The following is a 17,075-nucleotide window of genomic DNA, read 5'->3' as shown; positions in this document are numbered from 1 at the left end:
GGACTGGCGGGGCAAGAAAAACATGTCGGGGCATACCGACAAGTGGCAACGCACATCCATGTGCGTGAGGTTAATAAATCAGTAGCAGCGTTGCCGGGCAAAGTCGTAGGCCGGATAAGACGCGAAGCGGCGCTATCCGGCATCACAGACTTACACGGGCAACGTTTTCAGCAGCGCAAAGGCCTCTTTCATGCGGTCTTCACTGACGACAAATGCACACAGCTGGCCTTCGTCGTTCATCCCTCTGGCTACCATCCCCTGTGCTTCGGCGGCGATGTGCCAGTTCAGATCGCGGCGCTGGGTTTCCCCGGCCAAATGTAAAGGCAGTTCTGGCGTTTTGACTTTTACCAGCATGGCTGGCAGTTTCAATGGCGCATTGCCGCCGAGCAGGTTTTTCGCCAAATACATGGCGCTCAGCTGAATCGGCTGCAGGAACGGGAGCACCTGACCGTTAATCTCCGCACAGTCGCCGAGAGCATAAATGTCCGGGTGGCTGGTTTGCAGGTAGCTGTCGACGCAGACGCCACGATTGATGTTCAATCCGGCGCGACGCGCCAGTGCGGTTTCCGGGCGCAGACCGGTGGCGGCAATCACCGCATCGACTTCTACGTTGCGGCTACGATCGAGCGTAGCGCGAATACCGGTGCTGGTTTTCTCCAGACTCTGGAGCTGTGATTTCAGCAGCAGGTGTACGCCCATATCGGTCAGACGATGCTGTAAGCGACTGCTGACTTCTGGCGGCATCAGCGAAGCCAGAATGCTGGCAGCGTTGTCGATAAGCGTTACCGCTTTACCGGCACGACAAAAATCCATCGCCAGTTCACTACCAATCAAGCCGCCGCCGACAATCAGCACCCGCTGGGCGTCACGCAGTTGCGTTTCACAAGCGCGATACTCTTGTTGGCTGTTTAACGTGAGCATTAACTCACGTCCGGTAACCTGCGGTACAAAGGCTGAAGCGCCCGTCGCTAGCACCAGCTTGTCGTACTGCCACTGCTTGTCCTGACTTTTCACTACGTGGGCATCGGCGTCGATGTCGGTTACCCAGGTATGTGGAAACAGGCGCAAATTAAACTGTTCGGCAAACTCCCCCGCCGACTGGCGGGTGAGGTCGTCTGCACGCTGTGACTGACTGATAACATGGCTGAGATCTGGCTTGTTGTACTCATCCATGCTGTCCGCGGCAATCAAGGTCAGCGGAACATTCGCATCCTGCTTACGGATATTTTTGACTAACTGGCGGGCGGCGAAGCCCGAACCAATGATGACAATGCCGTGACTCATTTTGCCTCCGTTGCCAGTACGTCGAAGACGTCTTTACCTAGTGAGCATTCCGGGCACAGGAAGTTGTCCGGAACTTCGCTCCATGGCGTACCCGGTGCAACGTCCTGCAACGGTTCGCCTTTCGCCGGATCGTAAATCCACTGGCACACGCTGCACTGCATGCTTGGACCAAGATCGGCGGCAGCCGCAGCGGCACATGCACAGGCTTCTTCCTGGGCTACGGCTTTCACGGTTGTTTCCGGCAATGGAGCCAGCGCCCACTGACGCGCGATTTCACGGCCGTGCTGGCGGCACAGTTCCAGTGCATCCTGGTCCGGACGCCATTTCGCTTTCAGGCTCAGTGACATCTCGAAACCTGCATCCTGCAAACGCGTGGACAAACGGTCTACTGCACCGCCGCTCCAGCCGTGTGAACCAAAGGCGCTGGCACGCTTGTTACGAAAACGCAGGCCGGTCATCTCTTCCACCAGACCGGCGATTTTCGGCATCATCACGTTGTTCATTGTGGAAGTCCCGACCAGCACGCCTTTAGAGCGGAAGACGTTGGTCAAAACTTCGTTTTTGTCGCTGCGGGCGACGTTAAAGATTTTCACCGCTACATTCGGGTCAACTTCGTTGATGCCCTGGGCAATCGCGTCCGCCATCATGCGGGTGTTGTTGGACATGGTGTCGTAGAAAATGGTGATGCGGTCTTCCTGATAATCCGCCGCCCATTTCAGGTACAGCTCAACGATTTGTGTCGGGTTGTCGCGCCATACCACGCCATGGGAAGTGGCAATCATATCGACCGGCAGGTTGAAGCCGAGGATCTCAGTAATTTTCGGTGTAACCAGACGGCTGAATGGCGTCAGGATGTTGGCGTAGTAACGCTGGCACTGTTCGAACAGTTCAGTCTGGTCAACTTCGTCGTTAAACAGACGTTCGTCGCAGTAGTGCTGACCGAAGGCGTCGTTACTGAACAGCACCGCATCGCCGGTCATGTAGGTCATCATACTATCCGGCCAGTGCAGCATCGGCGTTTCAACGAAGATCAGCTGCTTGCCGTTACCAATGTCCAGCGAATCACCGGTTTTCACTACGTTAAAGTTCCATTCCGGGTGATGGTGGTGCCCGTTGATAGAGTCAATGGCGTTGGCTGTGCAGTAAATCGGCGTGTCCGGGATGCAGGACATCAGCTCGGTCAGCGCCCCGGCATGGTCTTCTTCAGCGTGGTTAATGATGATGTAGTCGATATCCGCGAGGTCAATTTCACTGCGCAGGTTCTGCACGAATTCACGACTAAACTTGTGGTCTACTGTATCGATCAGGACATTTTTTTCTTCACGGATGAGATAGCTGTTGTAGCTGCTGCCGCGCAGCGTTTTGTATTCAGTCCCGTGGAAATCACGCACTTCCCAGTCACGTTGGCCAACCCAATGAATGTTATTTTTAACCAGAATAGACATAGCAACCTCAGTAATTAATTCAGCGTTTTTCTAAAAAAGATGTTTTGCTAATTGCAGGTTGCGTGCCAACTTTTTATTTATTTGATTTTGAAGGGTTTGTTATTTATTGCCTATAAGGTGGTAGTCAAAATGACTATGTATTTTATTGTCAATATGACAATATGAATTGTCAAAATGACAATGAGGTAGCCATGAGCTTTTCCGTAGACGTGCTGGCGGGCATCGCCATTGAATTACAAAGCGGTATTGGGCATCAGGACCGTTTTCAACGCCTGATCACCACCTTGCGTCAGGTGCTGGAATGCGACGCGTCGGCACTGCTGCGCTATGAGTCGCGACAGTTTATTCCGCTGGCGATCGATGGTCTGGCGCAGGATGTTCTCGGCAGACGCTTTACTCTGGAAGGGCATCCGCGTCTGGAGGCGATTGCCCGCGCCGGGGACGTGGTTCGTTTCCCTGCCGACAGCGATTTGCCAGACCCGTATGATGGTCTGATTCCGGGGCAGGAGAGTCTGAAGGTGCATGCCTGTATTGGGCTGCCGTTGTTCGCCGGTCAAAATTTGATTGGTGCGTTAACCCTGGATGGCATGGAGCCTGATCAGTTCGATGTTTTCAGCGATGAGGAGCTTAGGCTGATTGCCGCGCTGGCGGCTGGCGCATTGAGCAATGCGTTGCTGATTGAACAGCTGGAAAGCCAGAATATGCTGCCAGGTTCGTCGACGGCTTTCGAGCAGGTGACGGAAACCCAGATGATTGGCCTGTCGCCCAATATGATGCAGTTGAAAAAAGAGATTGAGATTGTGGCGGGGTCCGATCTCAACGTGCTGATTAGCGGCGAAACAGGGACCGGGAAGGAGCTGGTGGCTAAAGCTATCCATGAAGGTTCACCGCGCGCGGTGAATCCACTGGTGTATCTGAACTGCGCGGCGTTGCCGGAAAGCGTTGCCGAAAGCGAACTGTTTGGTCACGTAAAAGGCGCGTTTACCGGGGCTATCAGCAATCGTAGCGGTAAGTTTGAAATGGCCGACAATGGAACGCTATTTCTCGACGAGATAGGCGAACTCTCGCTGGCGCTACAGGCTAAGCTGCTGCGCGTATTGCAGTACGGTGATATTCAGCGCGTGGGTGACGATCGCAGCTTGCGCGTGGATGTGCGAGTGCTGGCGGCGACGAACCGTGATTTACGCGAAGAGGTGTTGGCCGGGAATTTCCGTGCGGATTTGTTCCACCGGCTGAGCGTCTTTCCCCTTTCGGTACCGCCTCTGCGTGAGCGCGGTGAAGATGTGGTTTTGCTGGCGGGTTATTTTTGCGAACAGTGTCGGCTGCGGCTGGGACTTTCCCGCGTGGTGTTAAGTCCTGGCGCGCGTAGTCATCTGTTGAGCTACGCCTGGCCCGGGAATGTGCGCGAGCTGGAACATGCCATTCACCGTGCGGTGGTTCTGGCAAGGGCGACCAGGGCAGGGGATGAAGTGGTGCTGGAGGCGCAGCATTTTGCCCTGCAGGATGAAGCGCCAGTAACACCGGCGGCGGAAGTTGTTGCGGAGATCCCACAGCATCACAACCTGCGTGAAGCAACAGAGTCGTTCCAGCGGGAGATGATCCGCCGGGCGCTGGCACAAAATAACCATAGTTGGGCGGCAAGTGCGCGGGCGCTGGAAACAGACGTCGCCAACCTGCACCGGCTGGCGAAGCGTCTGGGGTTGAAGGATTAGATAATACCGGCCTGATAGAAATCCTGCAGGTTGATAGCACCGGTGAGTTTACCGTTTTCATCGACCACCGGTGCGGCAGTGATTTTGCGCTTCATCAGGATCTCTTTGGCGTCAATCGCGCGGCTCTGCGCCTGCAGTGTAATGCCATTCTGGGTCATTGCTTCGCTAACCTGAGTGGTGAGCGCTCCGCCGCCAACCAGCCAGCGGCGCAGGTCGCCGTCGGTAAAGACCCCTTTCACCAGTGACTGGTCGTCGCAGACCGCGACCAGGCCAAGACCCGTGCGGCTGAGCTCCAGCATCGCGTCCATGACGCTGGTGGTAAGCGTCACCTGCGGGATGGCATCGTCACGGCGCATCAGATGATGCACTTTATTTAACAGACGAGCGCCCAGCGCACCTGCCGGATGCGAGCGGGCAAAATCTTCCTCGTTAAAGCCGCGCGCCTGCATTACGGCGATTGCCAGCGCATCGCCCATCATCAACGTATTTACGGTACTGGACGTCGGTGCCAGGCGCATCGGACAGGCTTCGCGTTCAACGGAAATATCCAGCACGGCTTTGGCGGCCAGGCCCAACGGTGAGGTCGGTTTTCCGGTCATTGCCAGCAGGGCGACGGATTTGTCTTCCAGGCGCGGAATGATGAGATCCAGCTCTTTCGCACCGCCGGAGTAGGAGATAAACAGCATGACATCACGGCTTTCGATCATCCCTAAGTCACCGTGCAGCGCTTCCGCCGGATGCACAAAAAAGGCAGGCGTGCCGGTACTGGCGAGGGTCGCCGCAATTTTTTTGCCAATATGACCTGATTTACCAATACCGGAGACAATGACTTTGCCTTCACAGTGGATGATAGTATTGGCGGCGCGGACAAAATCATCGCCCAGTCGCTCAGGCAAACGGCTGGCTTCCTGTAGTTCCAGCATTAACGTCTGACGGCCCGCGTTCAGTAGTGCATCACTCATTGGTTTCTCCGGTTATGATCACTCCAATCCCTTTTGCTTCCAGCGCCTGACGAAATGCAGGGTCGATACCTGCATCGGTAATCAGCTTGTCGACGCTTTCCAGACTGCATACAACATTAGGACTTTTGCGCCCAAATTTTGACGAGTCAGCCATCAGAATCACTTCGCGAGCGGCATTACACATCGCTTTACTGACGCTAAACACCTCATTAAAAGTGGTCACGCCGGCATTGAGGTCAATGCCGTCGGTGCCCATGAAGAGTTTATCAAAGCTGAACTGCTCAAAGGCGTTTTCTGCCAGCTGACCGTGAAATGACGCAGATTTTTTGCGAAAGGTCCCGCCCGGCATCAGGATGGTTTGCTCGTTGTCCAGCTCCGAAAGGGCGTTAACAATGTGCAGACTGTTGGTCATGACGGTGATATTGCTAAAGCGCGTGAGCATCGGCACCATCTGCAGTACGGTGCTGCCCGCATCCAGGATAATAGAGTCTCCATCGTGTATAAAACGGACGGCAGCTTCGGCAATCTGCTCTTTTTTATGCGTATTAATTAGCGTTTTGTGATCGATTGGCGGATCGGATTCGTCTTTATTTAATACTACGCCGCCATAGGTACGAATGACGGTTCCGGCGTTCTCCAGAATGACCAGGTCTTTGCGAATGGTCGTGCCAGTCGTGTCAAAGTAGTGGGCCAGTTCTTCAACCGAGCATTTTCCCTGCTTTTGCAGGTGCTCCAATATGGCAGCCTGACGCTGACGAGGTTTCATAGGCGTGATTACCCTGACTTATGTATTTACCCGTCATACTTCAAGCTGCACGTGCGTTGGTCTTCCTGCGACTCGAATTATTTGGGGTATAGGTTGCAAAATGATAATTTCGCAAGCTATTAGCATTCACAACGAAATTACCCATGTTTCAGTTTAAGCGCCAATGATAGTGCATTCTGTGCTAACGGATCATGGGGAAAGATCACATCAGGCTGTAAATCATCAAGATGTTTGCCGGTTATCGTGGCAATTTTGCCGGGGCTGGCGAATACCGTAAGACCTTTCATAAATAACGTGTCGGTCACCCGCTGCTGCTCATTCAACGCGATGGCCACTACCACGCGCGGTTTAAAACGCCCACCGGAGCGACCGACACCAACCCGACCCTGTTGGCAAAGCCTATCAAACGCCCGGTTAAAGCGGGATATTTGCCAGCCACCAAGCGCCAGTTGCAGGCACCAGGCGATAGCGGCGACGGTAATCAGTGCGGAAACCATTTTGTACTCCTTTGATTTTGCCGGATAAGCGCAGCCGCCATCCGGCAATTCAACATTAAAACATCACCTGACCGCCGGTGACGTTGATGGACTGCCCGGTACAGTAAGAGGCTTTCGGACTGGCGTAAAACAGCAGCATGTTTAGCACGTCCTGATAATCGCAGCCGCGCTTAAGCGGAACCTTATCAATGTAGTACTGCTCAACTTCATCTGGCTTAAGGCCAAGTTTGGTTGCATATTGCGGTAATAACGACTGGAACATCGGTGATTTCAACAGATTGCCGAGCATCAGTGAATGCACGGTAATGCCGTATTCCGCCAGATCCAGCGCCAGTGACTGGGTTAAGCCCACGCCGCCAAATTTTGCCGCACTGTAGCCTGAATTGTGTTTGCTGCCCACTTTCCCTGATTTGGAGTTGATCTGGATAATGCGTCCCTGCACGCCATCGCGGATCATCAGGCGTGAGAATTCACGTGCACAGAGAAAGTAGCCAACCAGATTGACCTGCAGCGAGCGGTCGAAATCCCCAAGCTGAAAGTCGCTGATAAACGCGGCTTTAGCGATACCCGCGCTGTAAACCAGCAGATCAACACGACCGAATATTTCATCCACTCCGCGCGACAGCGCCAGCACGCTCTGTTCGCTGGTGGCATCTGCGCCAAAACCGTAGGCTGTACCTTCGCCAAACTCGGCGTTAATTTCCTGCGCCACGTTGGCGGCTTTATCGCTTTGAATATCCACCACCGCGACGCGGTATCCTTCTGTCGCAAGCCCACGGCAAAGGAATGCCCCAAGGGTCTGGCCTCCACCAATGACAACGGCAACCTGATTCATCTTTATCTCCTTCAATCTTAAGCAACAAACTTCAAAATACAGCCCGGCGCAATACCGTCCGGTACGGGACCTGCAACGTGTACGGTACCGGGGAATTCCGCTTTACTCAGTCCGTCAAAGCGCAGAGTGATATGCCCGAGTTCACGTAAGTTTTGTTCCGCCACGCTGCCAACGGCGGTGACCGGGTAGTGATGCTGGCCTAGTTCAAACTGGATCCCAGCTTGCAACGAACCGTTCAGCTCGCCGTGGCAATGGATGAAGCAAAACTCCTCGATATCCGCGGGCGCGCCTTCACGAAAGGTAATCAGCATCTGGTCGCACAATGCATCCGGGGCGCTCTGGCCGATACGGGTGATGGTGGTTTGATAAATCACGGTCATTTTTGAGTGCCTCTTATTGGTAAATAAAGCCGGAAACAAACCAGGCGATGAGAACAGTTGGCGCGCCGGTCAGAAAGCGGCTCACCAGAACGGATGGCACGCCGACGCGGACCGTGTCCTGACGCGCTTCGGCCAGCGACAACCCGACAGGAATAAAGTCACATGCGGCCTGGGCGTTAATGGCGAACAGGGCAGGTAGCGCCAGATGTGGGGGAATATTCCCCAAACCAATCTGTACACCGATCAGCACTCCGATAACCTGGGCGATGACCGCACCGGGGCCGAGGAAAGGCGAAAGCAGTGGGAAAGAGCAGATCAGTGCCAGCGTGACCAGTCCCAGCGGATGGCTGGCCAGTGGTGCGAGTCCATGGGCGATCCAGTCTCCCAGACCCGAAGCCATAATGATGCCGATCAGTGCTGAGACGAACGCCATAAATGGCAAAATAGTTTTCAGGACGGTATCAATAGTGTCGCGCCCGGCCTGGAACAGAACCGCAACGGCTGAACCCATGCCCATTCCGACTTTTGCCAACAGACCATCACTTTGCTCGGTAATTTTCTTGCTGGTGTCGTAATCGCGTCCCATGCTGCTGCTTGCGGGCGTTGGCGTGGCGGACGCTTCGCCGACAACAGTAATGTTTTCTTCTTTTACGCCAGAGACATAGATATCTTCGACAATATACTGAGCCAGTGGGCCGGATTTACCCGTAGCGTGAATATTCACCGTCGGTATACGACGTTTGGGATAGATCCCACAGCGCAGCGTGCCGCCGCAGTCGATGATCGCCACACCAATTTCGCTCTCCGGCGGCTCGCCCTCTTTGAAGCCATCAACGGCCTGCCAGCCGGTCAGGCTTGCTATCCTGTCGACGATCGCGGGGCGAGTTCCTGCGGTGATATAGACAATTTTCTTGCCCGGAACGGCATCCAGTTCAAGTGGGCCACCCCAGCCGCCGGTGCCTTTTTCAATACGAATACGTGTCATGATGTTGCTCCCGCCAGATGTACCTTCTGCTCAAGTTGAATGCCCATTTTTTTCTCGAAGATAGTGGTGGTGAAATCGGTCACCCAGCCACGGAAGAAGTTGGTCACCAGACCGACCAGCAAATAGCTCACCGCCAGTGGGCCAAGCGGAAGCCCCAGCGTGGTCAGTCCGCTGGCGATCCCCAGATAGACAAACAGTTCGCCGGGGTTGATGTGCGGGAATAAGCCGTTCATGGAATGGCAACTGTAAGACGCGGCGGCGTAGTAACTGGGCTTGTATTTTTCTGGCATAAAGCGACCCAGACTCAGCGTCATTGGGTTACAAAATACAAATGTGCCGATGCACGGCAGTAGCAAATAGCGGGATAGCGGGTTTCCGGCGCAACGCTGGGCAAAACGTTCAATACGCTGCTGACCGATAAAGTTAATCAGCGCATTCATGATGACCAGCAGACTGATCAGCAGTGGCAGAATACCGGTCACCATGCCGGTAAACACTTCTCCGCCTTTCTGGAACAGCCCGATAAACCACTCAGCACCGAGTGTGATGGTGTCGATCATTATTCTCTCCTGTAGGGATTTTTAGTTATCTTGCCAAACGGTGGCTGATTTTAATCAGATTGAAAGATATAAAAGTGTTATTTTGATCTCAAAATAAAAGATAAATATTTTAATTTGAAAGTTTTTGCGTGAAAGCTCGCAAATGTGATGGTCAGAGATGAAAGGGGATGTAAATTCTGTGAAGGAGAGCGACTACCGCTTCCTTGTATGGCGGAGGATGCTTTACCATACTTCTCCCAGGCTGAATTTGTTTAATGGATGTCTCATGTTCAAGCGTCGTTATGTAGCGTTACTCCCCCTTTTCGTACTGCTCGCTGCCTGTAGCAGCAAACCTAAACCTTCAGAGACTCAAACGACTACGGGTGCGCCATCCGGCGGCTTCCTGCTTGAGCCACAGCACAACGTCATGCAAACGGGCGGCGATTTTGCCAATAATCCGAACGCGCAGCAGTTCATCGAGAAAATGGTGAACAAGCACGGCTTTGACCGCCAGCAGCTGCAGGAGATCCTGTCGCAGGCCAAGCGTCTGGACTCGGTATTGCGTTTGATGGACCGCCAGGCACCGACGACTCAACCGCCAGCCGGACCTAACGGCGCATGGCTGCGCTATCGCAAACAGTTCATCACACCTGACAACGTGCAAAACGGCGTGGCTTTCTGGAATCAATATGAAGATGCGCTGAACCGTGCGTGGCAGGTCTACGGAGTTCCGCCGGAAATTATTGTCGGTATTATTGGTGTAGAGACTCGCTGGGGCCGCGTGATGGGTAAAACGCGGATTCTGGATGCGCTGGCGACGCTGTCGTTTAACTATCCTCGTCGTGCGGAATACTTCTCTGGTGAACTGGAAACCTTCCTGCTGATGGCGCGAGATGAAAGCGACGATCCGCTCGATTTGAAAGGTTCTTTCGCGGGGGCAATGGGCTACGGCCAGTTTATGCCGTCTTCCTATAAACAATATGCCGTTGATTTCAATGGCGATGGACACATTAACCTGTGGGATCCGGTTGATGCCATCGGTAGTGTGGCGAACTACTTCAAGGGCCACGGCTGGGTGAAAGGCGATACGGTCGCGGTTCCGGCAAATGGTCAGGCACCTGGGCTTGCGAACGGCTTTAAAACCCAGTACAGCATTTCTCAGCTTGCTGCCGCGGGTCTGACGCCGCAGCAGTCGTTGGGGAATCATCAGCAGGCCAGCCTGCTGCGCCTGGATATTGGCACGGGTTATCAGTACTGGTATGGGTTGCCGAACTTCTACACGATTACCCGCTATAACCACAGCACGCATTACGCGATGGCAGTCTGGCAGTTAGGTCAGGCGGTGGCGCTGGCGCGCGTACAGTAATCGCTCCACCGGCCTACCGGAAGATATCTCTTGTAGGCCGGATAAGATGTCCTGGCATCGCCATCCGGCAGGCCTTATTTGTGCAACGGAGCAATTTTTGGAATCCCCCTCGTAAAACGTTCTCCCCATCCCCACATTGGTCATGAAAGTGCTATCTTGTCCGGCATATTTTTTTAACTGACAGAGGCTGAAATGACCGACAGTGAACTGATGCAGTTAAGCGAGCAGGTTGGCCTGGCGCTGAAAGCGCGCGGGGCAACCGTGACGACGGCGGAATCCTGCACCGGCGGCTGGGTAGCCAAAGCGATTACGGATATTGCCGGAAGCTCCGCCTGGTTTGAACGCGGGTTTGTGACCTACAGCAATGAAGCCAAAGCGCAGATGATTGGCGTGCGCGAAGAGACGCTGGCCCAGCATGGCGCGGTGAGTGAGCCTGTGGTGGTGGAGATGGCGATAGGCGCGTTAAAAGCCGCCCGTGCGCATTTCGCTGTTTCGATAAGCGGTATTGCGGGGCCGGATGGCGGTAGCGAAGAAAAACCTGTGGGAACGGTATGGTTTGCCTTTGCCAGCGCGAGCGGCGAGGGGATTACCCGCCGGGAATGCTTTAGCGGCGATCGCGATGCGGTCCGTCGACAGGCGACCGCCTACGCGTTACAAATCCTGTGGCAACAATTTCTACAAAATACTTGATACTGTATGAGCATACAGTATAATTGCCTCAACAGAACATTATCTATCACGTTTCGCGGTTTAACCCGAAAGCGGCATGACAGGAGTAATTAATGGCTATCGACGAAAACAAACAGAAAGCGTTGGCGGCAGCGCTGGGTCAGATCGAAAAGCAATTCGGTAAAGGCTCCATCATGCGCCTGGGTGAAGACCGTTCCATGGATGTGGAAACTATCTCCACCGGTTCGCTTTCTCTGGATATCGCATTGGGCGCGGGCGGTTTGCCAATGGGCCGTATCGTCGAAATCTACGGGCCTGAATCCTCCGGTAAAACAACGCTGACCCTGCAGGTTATTGCCGCTGCGCAGCGTGAAGGTAAAACCTGTGCATTTATCGATGCAGAACACGCACTGGACCCGGTCTATGCCCGTAAGCTTGGCGTTGATATCGATAACCTGCTGTGTTCTCAGCCGGATACCGGTGAACAAGCGCTGGAAATCTGTGATGCACTGGCGCGCTCCGGTGCGGTTGACGTTATCGTTGTCGACTCCGTTGCCGCATTGACGCCGAAGGCAGAAATCGAAGGCGAGATTGGCGACTCTCACATGGGCCTTGCGGCGCGTATGATGAGCCAGGCGATGCGTAAGCTGGCCGGTAACCTGAAGCAGTCCAACACGCTGCTGATTTTCATCAACCAGATCCGTATGAAGATTGGCGTTATGTTCGGTAACCCGGAAACCACCACCGGTGGTAACGCCCTGAAATTCTATGCGTCTGTTCGTCTGGATATCCGTCGTATTGGTGCGGTGAAAGAAGGTGACAACGTGGTTGGCAGCGAAACCCGCGTTAAGGTTGTGAAAAATAAAATTGCAGCGCCGTTCAAACAGGCTGAATTCCAAATCCTTTACGGTGAAGGCATCAACTTCTACGGCGAACTGGTTGACCTGGGCGTGAAAGAGAAGCTGATTGAAAAAGCTGGTGCATGGTACAGCTACAACGGTGAGAAAATCGGTCAGGGTAAAGCGAATGCGACCAACTGGCTGAAAGAAAACCCGGCAACTGCGAAAGAAATTGAGAAGAAATTACGTGAGCTACTGCTCAATAACCAGGATTCAACGCCTGATTTCTCCGTTGATGACAGCGGCGAAGACGTAAAAGAAACGAACGAAGATTTCTGATAATCTGTTTTGAATCGCATGTTTTGAATCGCATATAGTAAAGGGCTGCATATCATGCAGCCCTTTTTCATTTCTGAAGGTTTACTATGACAGAAGCAACTTCCCGCCGTTCCGCTTATTCCCGACTGCTTGACCGCGCCGTACGTATTCTGGCGATGCGCGATCACAGCGAGCAGGAACTGCGGCGCAAGCTGGCCGCTCCGGTGATGGGGAAAAATGGACCAGAAGAAATTGATGCCACGCCGGAGGATTACGACAAGGTCATCGCCTGGTGTATTGAAAGTCGTTATCTGGATGATGATCGCTTCGTGCAGCAGTTTATCGCCAGCCGTAGCCGCAAAGGTTATGGGCCTGCCCGGGTGCGCCAGGAATTAAACCAAAAAGGGATCACGCGTGAAGCTATTGAGCGGGCCATGCGTGAGTGCGAAATTGACTGGGCAGTGCTTGCGCGTGAGCAGGCCATTCGGAAGTACGGTGAACCTTTACCTGTCGATTTTTCAGATAAGGTAAAGGTCCAGCGTTTTTTGCTCTATCGCGGCTATCTGATGGAAGATATTCAGGCAATATGGCGAAATTTTGACGATTGACCGCATACGGGATTTTACTTCCCAGTAAAGAAAACTTATCTTATTCCCACTTTTCGATTGCCAGAGGCGCAGTTTGCTTGCCGATGCTGGTAATGACATTTCGTTAGCTTGATTTCTTCAGGATAATTATGAGCAAGAGCACCGCTGAGATCCGTCAGGCGTTTCTCGATTTTTTCCATAGTAAAGGACACCAGGTAGTTGCCAGCAGCTCCCTGGTACCGAACAATGACCCTACTTTGTTGTTTACCAACGCCGGGATGAACCAGTTCAAGGATGTTTTCCTTGGCCTCGACAAGCGTAATTATTCCCGCGCAACCACCTCGCAGCGTTGTGTACGTGCGGGTGGTAAGCACAATGACCTGGAAAACGTCGGTTACACTGCACGTCACCACACTTTCTTCGAAATGCTGGGCAACTTCAGCTTCGGCGATTACTTCAAACACGATGCTATTCAATATGCATGGGAACTGCTGACCGGTGAAAACTGGTTTGCCCTGCCAAAAGAGCGTCTGTGGGTCACCGTCTATGAAACTGACGATGAAGCCTATGAAATCTGGGAAAAAGAAGTCGGTATTCCGCGCGAACGTATCATCCGCATCGGTGATAACAAAGGTGCGGCTTATGCGTCCGACAACTTCTGGCAGATGGGTGATACCGGTCCTTGCGGTCCATGCACCGAAATTTTCTACGACCACGGCGACCATATCTGGGGTGGGCCTCCGGGAAGCGCAGAAGAAGATGGCGATCGCTACATTGAGATTTGGAACATCGTCTTCATGCAGTTCAACCGTCAGGCTGACGGCACCATGGAACCGCTGCCGAAACCGTCCGTGGATACCGGTATGGGTCTGGAGCGTATTGCGGCCGTGCTGCAACACGTTAACTCCAACTATGAAATCGACCTGTTCCGTTCACTGATTGAGTCCGTGGCGAAAGTCACCGGCGCGACCGATCTGAGCAACAAGTCGCTGCGCGTTATCGCCGACCATATCCGTTCCTGTGCGTTCCTGATTGCTGATGGCGTTGTGCCGTCGAATGAAAACCGTGGCTATGTGTTGCGCCGTATCATTCGTCGCGCGGTACGTCATGGCAACATGCTAGGCGCGAAGGATACCTTCTTCTACAAGCTGGTTGGTCCGTTGGTGGACGTCATGGGCTCTGCTGGTGAAGAACTGAAGCGTCAGCAGGCTATGGTTGAGCAGGTTCTGAAAACTGAAGAAGAGCAGTTTGCGCGTACGCTGGAGCGTGGTCTGGCGCTGCTGGATGAAGAACTGGCAAAACTGTCTGGCGATACGCTGGACGGCGAAACCGCATTCCGTCTGTATGACACTTACGGTTTCCCTGTTGACCTGACGGCAGACGTTTGCCGCGAGCGTAACATTAAGGTTGATGAAGCTGGCTTTGAAGCTGCAATGGAAGAACAGCGCCGTCGCGCACGTGAAGCCAGCGGTTTTGGCGCAGACTACAATGCAATGATTCGTGTTGATGGCGCTTCTGAATTTAAAGGCTACGAGCAGCTGGAACTGAACGGCAAAGTCACCGCGCTGTTTGTTGATGGTAAAGCGGTAGACGCAATTAACGCTGGTCAGGACGCTGTTGTCGTACTGGATCAGACGCCGTTCTATGCGGAGTCTGGTGGTCAGGTTGGCGATAAGGGTGAACTGAAAGGCGCAGGTTTTGCGTTTGCCGTTAGCGACACACAGAAATATGGCCAGGCCATTGGTCACATTGGCAAGCTGTCTGCGGGTTCTCTGAAAATTGGTGATGCAGTACAGGCTGATGTGGATGAAGCGCGTCGTGCGCGTATTCGCCTGAACCACTCCGCAACGCATCTGATGCACGCGGCGCTGCGCCAGGTTCTGGGCACACATGTGGCACAGAAAGGCTCGCTGGTTAACGATAAACTGCTGCGCTTCGACTTCTCTCATACCGAAGCGATGAAGCCTGCTGAAATCCGTGCTGTTGAAGATCTGGTGAATGCGCAAATCCGTCGCAACTTGCCGATTGAAACGAACATCATGGATCTCGAAGCGGCAAAAGCCAAAGGCGCAATGGCCCTGTTTGGCGAGAAATATGACGACCATGTGCGCGTTCTGAGCATGGGTGATTTCTCTACCGAACTGTGTGGCGGTACTCACGCCAGCCGTACGGGTGATATCGGTCTGTTCCGCATAGTGTCCGAGTCAGGTACTGCGGCAGGCGTTCGTCGTATCGAAGCGGTAACCGGTGAAGGCGCTATCCAAACCGTGCATGCTGAGAGCGATCGCTTAAGCGATGTTGCGCAGCTGCTGAAAGGCGATAGCCAGAATATCGCTGACAAAGTTCGTTCCGTGCTGGAGCGTACACGTCAACTGGAAAAAGAATTGCAGCAATTGAAGGAACAGGCTGCGGCGCAGGAGAGTGCAAATCTTTCCAGCAAAGCGGTTGATATCAACGGTGTGAAGCTGCTGGTCAGTGAACTCGCGGACGTTGAGCCGAAAATGTTGCGTACCATGGTTGATGATCTGAAAAATCAACTGGGGTCTACCGTTATCGTTCTGGCAACGGTAGTGGAAGGTAAGGTTTCTCTGATTGCGGGTGTGTCTAAGGACGTGACAGATCGCGTGAAAGCAGGGGAACTGGTTGGAATGGTCGCTCAGCAGGTCGGCGGTAAGGGTGGCGGTCGTCCGGACATGGCGCAAGCCGGTGGTACGGATGCAGCGGCTCTGCCTGCAGCGTTAGCCAGTGTGAAAGGCTGGGTCAGCGCAAAACTGTAATAACTATAAGCGTCAGCGCATGCCGAAACCCTAAGTTACGGCATGCGAATCAACGCTATCGACAATGATAAAGTCAGGTTGAAGTTGTGTATATCGGCTAAACTTAGGTTTAACAGAATGTGATGCCGTGACTGCTTACACTTAGGTGTTTGTCATCGCTTACTTTTTGGCGTTATATGATGGATAATGCCGGGATACAGAGAGACCCGACTCTTTTAATCTTTCAAGGAGCAAAGAATGCTGATTCTGACTCGTCGAGTTGGTGAGACCCTCATGATAGGCGATGAGGTCACCGTGACAGTTTTAGGGGTGAAGGGCAACCAGGTGCGCATTGGCGTAAACGCCCCGAAAGAAGTTTCTGTCCATCGTGAAGAGATCTACCAGCGTATCCAGGCTGAAAAATCCCAGCAGTCCAGTTACTAAGGTTTTCGCGTCTCACCTTTCTGGTGAGGCGCAACCTGATTGAGTTACCCTTTTTCTTCTCTTTTCCTCTTCGTCCTCCCCATTTTTTCGATTCCACTGGGCGTAATGCCTTTCCCGACGAAGTTTCCGTTTGTTCACTGCTTCAGGAAATTGCCAATTTATCTGTTGATAAAACACTCTTTTTGCCGTTTTTGCAGACTAATTGCGCGTGAAATGTGCAAACGATAAAAGCTCTGGAAAAATTGTTTGACTTATAAGTCCCAGAAAGTAATATGTGCGCCACGCAGCGACGATGAGCAGAAACAAGTTCTTCGAAGCACTCGCAAGAGGCGTGTTGGTGAGGTGGCCGAGAGGCTGAAGGCGCTCCCCTGCTAAGGGAGTATGCGGTCAAAAGCTGCATCCGGGGTTCGAATCCCCGCCTCACCGCCATTTGCATCCGTAGCTCAGCTGGATAGAGTACTCGGCTACGAACCGAGCGGTCGGAGGTTCGAATCCTCCCGGATGCACCATCTTCTCTGCAATAACGCATTAGCGTTGTTACGGAAATCGATATCACTTTAGCAGCGATATCAAATCTGCAGTAAGTAAGTTTTCCTGATGCATCCGTAGCTCAGCTGGATAGAGTACTCGGCTACGAACCGAGCGGTCGGAGGTTCGAATCCTCCCGGATGCACCATCTTCTTCGCAGTAT

At 53.3% G+C, this 17,075-nt stretch carries 16 protein-coding genes and 3 tRNA genes; 10 read left to right on the top strand and 9 right to left on the bottom strand.

The window, feature by feature from the left end:
* Positions 1-150 precede the first annotated feature (150 nt).
* Positions 151-1,284: an NADH:flavorubredoxin reductase NorW gene (norW, locus tag WC1_RS06190; RefSeq protein ID WP_016150880.1), complete on the bottom strand. Its 1,134-nt coding sequence runs from the start codon at positions 1,282-1,284 to the stop codon at positions 151-153.
* Complete coding sequence (norV, locus tag WC1_RS06195; RefSeq protein ID WP_003037359.1) at positions 1,281-2,729, bottom strand: anaerobic nitric oxide reductase flavorubredoxin; 1,449 nt, start codon at positions 2,727-2,729, stop codon at positions 1,281-1,283. Before norV ends, norW begins: the two co-directional genes overlap by 4 nt.
* A 191-nt stretch (positions 2,730-2,920) precedes the next feature.
* Between norV and norR the strand changes: the two genes are divergently transcribed.
* Complete coding sequence (gene norR, locus WC1_RS06200; protein WP_003846057.1) at positions 2,921-4,441, top strand: nitric oxide reductase transcriptional regulator NorR; 1,521 nt, start codon at positions 2,921-2,923, stop codon at positions 4,439-4,441.
* On the opposite strand, the gene gutQ is transcribed toward norR, so the two are convergent.
* The 7 genes from gutQ to srlA all read right to left on the bottom strand — a co-directional run bounded on the left by gutQ (position 4,438) and on the right by srlA (position 9,426).
* The gene (gene gutQ / locus WC1_RS06205; RefSeq protein ID WP_003037353.1) at positions 4,438-5,403 is read right to left on the bottom strand and encodes an arabinose-5-phosphate isomerase GutQ; all 966 of its coding nucleotides are present in this window, start codon (positions 5,401-5,403) and stop codon (positions 4,438-4,440) included. The two genes, norR and gutQ, sit on opposite strands and share 4 nt — an antisense overlap.
* Positions 5,396-6,169 (bottom strand): glucitol operon DNA-binding transcriptional repressor SrlR, encoded by a 774-nt coding sequence (locus tag WC1_RS06210; RefSeq protein ID WP_016150879.1) that lies wholly within the window; start codon positions 6,167-6,169, stop codon positions 5,396-5,398. Before WC1_RS06210 ends, gutQ begins: the two co-directional genes overlap by 8 nt.
* Before the next feature lie 137 nt (positions 6,170-6,306).
* Positions 6,307-6,666, bottom strand: coding sequence for a transcriptional regulator GutM (gutM, locus tag WC1_RS06215; protein ID WP_016150878.1), 360 nt, complete (start codon positions 6,664-6,666; stop codon positions 6,307-6,309).
* A gap of 55 nt (positions 6,667-6,721) precedes the next feature.
* Positions 6,722-7,501 (bottom strand): sorbitol-6-phosphate dehydrogenase, encoded by a 780-nt coding sequence (gene srlD, locus WC1_RS06220; RefSeq protein WP_003037345.1) that lies wholly within the window; start codon positions 7,499-7,501, stop codon positions 6,722-6,724.
* Positions 7,502-7,518: 17 nt separating this feature from the next.
* Positions 7,519-7,881 carry a PTS glucitol/sorbitol transporter subunit IIA gene (gene srlB, locus WC1_RS06225; protein WP_016150877.1) on the bottom strand — a complete coding sequence of 121 codons (363 nt, stop codon included), beginning with the start codon at positions 7,879-7,881 and terminating at the stop codon, positions 7,519-7,521.
* 13 nt (positions 7,882-7,894) lie between these two features.
* Positions 7,895-8,866 carry a PTS glucitol/sorbitol transporter subunit IIB gene (locus WC1_RS06230; RefSeq protein WP_003840246.1) on the bottom strand — a complete coding sequence of 324 codons (972 nt, stop codon included), beginning with the start codon at positions 8,864-8,866 and terminating at the stop codon, positions 7,895-7,897.
* A complete protein-coding gene (gene srlA, locus WC1_RS06235) occupies positions 8,863-9,426 on the bottom strand; it encodes a PTS glucitol/sorbitol transporter subunit IIC (protein WP_003037339.1) in 564 nt (187 codons plus the stop codon). The genes WC1_RS06230 and srlA overlap by 4 nt, the downstream gene beginning before the upstream one ends.
* Positions 9,427-9,691: 265 nt before the next feature.
* Between srlA and mltB the strand changes: the two genes are divergently transcribed.
* From mltB to WC1_RS06280, 9 genes are all read left to right on the top strand, one after another.
* Entirely contained in the window at positions 9,692-10,771 is a 1,080-nt protein-coding gene (mltB, locus tag WC1_RS06240; RefSeq protein WP_003037336.1) for a lytic murein transglycosylase B, read from the top strand.
* 192 nt (positions 10,772-10,963) lie between these two features.
* A complete protein-coding gene (gene pncC / locus WC1_RS06245; protein ID WP_016150876.1) occupies positions 10,964-11,461 on the top strand; it encodes a nicotinamide-nucleotide amidase in 498 nt (165 codons plus the stop codon).
* A 92-nt stretch (positions 11,462-11,553) separates the two neighbouring features.
* Entirely contained in the window at positions 11,554-12,618 is a 1,065-nt protein-coding gene (recA, locus tag WC1_RS06250; protein WP_003037330.1) for a recombinase RecA, read from the top strand.
* A gap of 86 nt (positions 12,619-12,704) precedes the next feature.
* Positions 12,705-13,205 (top strand): recombination regulator RecX, encoded by a 501-nt coding sequence (gene recX, locus WC1_RS06255; protein ID WP_003037326.1) that lies wholly within the window; start codon positions 12,705-12,707, stop codon positions 13,203-13,205.
* A 128-nt stretch (positions 13,206-13,333) separates the two neighbouring features.
* Positions 13,334-15,961, top strand: a complete 2,628-nt coding sequence (gene alaS / locus WC1_RS06260; protein WP_016150875.1) for an alanine--tRNA ligase — start codon at positions 13,334-13,336, stop codon at positions 15,959-15,961.
* A gap of 237 nt (positions 15,962-16,198) precedes the next feature.
* A complete protein-coding gene (csrA, locus tag WC1_RS06265) occupies positions 16,199-16,384 on the top strand; it encodes a carbon storage regulator CsrA (protein ID WP_000906486.1) in 186 nt (61 codons plus the stop codon).
* Positions 16,385-16,720: 336 nt separating this feature from the next.
* Positions 16,721-16,813 (top strand) — tRNA-Ser (locus WC1_RS06270).
* Positions 16,814-16,816: 3 nt separating this feature from the next.
* Positions 16,817-16,893: transfer RNA gene (locus WC1_RS06275), tRNA-Arg, on the top strand.
* 90 nt (positions 16,894-16,983) lie between these two features.
* A tRNA-Arg gene (locus tag WC1_RS06280) sits at positions 16,984-17,060 on the top strand.
* Positions 17,061-17,075 lie beyond the last annotated feature (15 nt).

This window comes from Citrobacter sp. KTE30, assembly GCF_000398825.1.
GTDB classification, from domain to species: domain Bacteria; phylum Pseudomonadota; class Gammaproteobacteria; order Enterobacterales; family Enterobacteriaceae; genus Citrobacter; species Citrobacter freundii.
The sequence above is the reverse complement of the archived record's forward strand: the minus strand, read 5'-3'. Positions and strand labels throughout refer to the sequence as shown.

What these genes read in the sequence shown, in the direction of transcription:
- norW (WP_016150880.1), bottom strand. Translation starts at nt 1,284, where the DNA reads ATGAGTCACGGCATTGTCATCATTGGTTCGGGCTTCGCCGCCCGCCAG.
- norV (WP_003037359.1), bottom strand. Translation starts at nt 2,729, where the DNA reads ATGTCTATTCTGGTTAAAAATAACATTCATTGGGTTGGCCAACGTGAC.
- norR (WP_003846057.1), top strand. Translation starts at nt 2,921, where the DNA reads ATGAGCTTTTCCGTAGACGTGCTGGCGGGCATCGCCATTGAATTACAA.
- gutQ (WP_003037353.1), bottom strand. Translation starts at nt 5,403, where the DNA reads ATGAGTGATGCACTACTGAACGCGGGCCGTCAGACGTTAATGCTGGAA.
- WC1_RS06210 (WP_016150879.1), bottom strand. Translation starts at nt 6,169, where the DNA reads ATGAAACCTCGTCAGCGTCAGGCTGCCATATTGGAGCACCTGCAAAAG.
- gutM (WP_016150878.1), bottom strand. Translation starts at nt 6,666, where the DNA reads ATGGTTTCCGCACTGATTACCGTCGCCGCTATCGCCTGGTGCCTGCAA.
- srlD (WP_003037345.1), bottom strand. Translation starts at nt 7,501, where the DNA reads ATGAATCAGGTTGCCGTTGTCATTGGTGGAGGCCAGACCCTTGGGGCA.
- srlB (WP_016150877.1), bottom strand. Translation starts at nt 7,881, where the DNA reads ATGACCGTGATTTATCAAACCACCATCACCCGTATCGGCCAGAGCGCC.
- WC1_RS06230 (WP_003840246.1), bottom strand. Translation starts at nt 8,866, where the DNA reads ATGACACGTATTCGTATTGAAAAAGGCACCGGCGGCTGGGGTGGCCCA.
- srlA (WP_003037339.1), bottom strand. Translation starts at nt 9,426, where the DNA reads ATGATCGACACCATCACACTCGGTGCTGAGTGGTTTATCGGGCTGTTC.
- mltB (WP_003037336.1), top strand. Translation starts at nt 9,692, where the DNA reads ATGTTCAAGCGTCGTTATGTAGCGTTACTCCCCCTTTTCGTACTGCTC.
- pncC (WP_016150876.1), top strand. Translation starts at nt 10,964, where the DNA reads ATGACCGACAGTGAACTGATGCAGTTAAGCGAGCAGGTTGGCCTGGCG.
- recA (WP_003037330.1), top strand. Translation starts at nt 11,554, where the DNA reads ATGGCTATCGACGAAAACAAACAGAAAGCGTTGGCGGCAGCGCTGGGT.
- recX (WP_003037326.1), top strand. Translation starts at nt 12,705, where the DNA reads ATGACAGAAGCAACTTCCCGCCGTTCCGCTTATTCCCGACTGCTTGAC.
- alaS (WP_016150875.1), top strand. Translation starts at nt 13,334, where the DNA reads ATGAGCAAGAGCACCGCTGAGATCCGTCAGGCGTTTCTCGATTTTTTC.
- csrA (WP_000906486.1), top strand. Translation starts at nt 16,199, where the DNA reads ATGCTGATTCTGACTCGTCGAGTTGGTGAGACCCTCATGATAGGCGAT.